Here is a 493-nt window from a genome sequence, read left to right as displayed (position 1 = left end):
CTTGTGAACATTTCCTCATTCCCTAAGACGAAGTTAATAATAATGATTCTCATTTAATAGTCAACCACTAAATGATAATAAATCTCATTTAATTGATATTGTCATCGATTCTTCATCTTGCATCTGCTTCACGAAGTGGAGTCTGTTCTCTTTAATCTCTTCTTTTTCTTCAAAATTTTCTATCATGTAGCCGTTTCTCAACAGCAGTCTCAGCATCGAAGAAAATTGATTTCTAGACTTCACTTTTAGCTGTTTATAGCCCTGATCTCGTACCCATTGCTCTTGAACGTCCAATTGCAATTGAGCCACCCCTTTATTGCGTGCCAATGGAGACACGCCACCAAACCAGCTGTAAAAGGTATGCTCATCCAATTGGTAGCCAATTTTAAATCCGAGTAGTTGCCCCTGCTCTTCTGCCACCAATACCAACTGCTTTTTACCCTGTAGGCGAGCAGAGAGAGACTCTACGCTCTCTTTATGGCTAAACTCATCA

General features: G+C 39.8%; 1 protein-coding gene. It reads right to left on the bottom strand.

All coding sequences use genetic code 11. The features are described 5' to 3' along the window. Positions 1 to 84: 84 nt before the first annotated feature. On the bottom strand, positions 85 to 493 hold a 409-nt coding region (locus KIV40_RS28890), incomplete at its 5' end, for a GNAT family N-acetyltransferase (protein WP_285352657.1).

It is taken from the genome of Vibrio sp. D173a (assembly GCF_030248475.1).
Note: the sequence above shows the minus strand (reverse complement) of the source record. Positions and strands in the feature narration are given on the sequence as shown.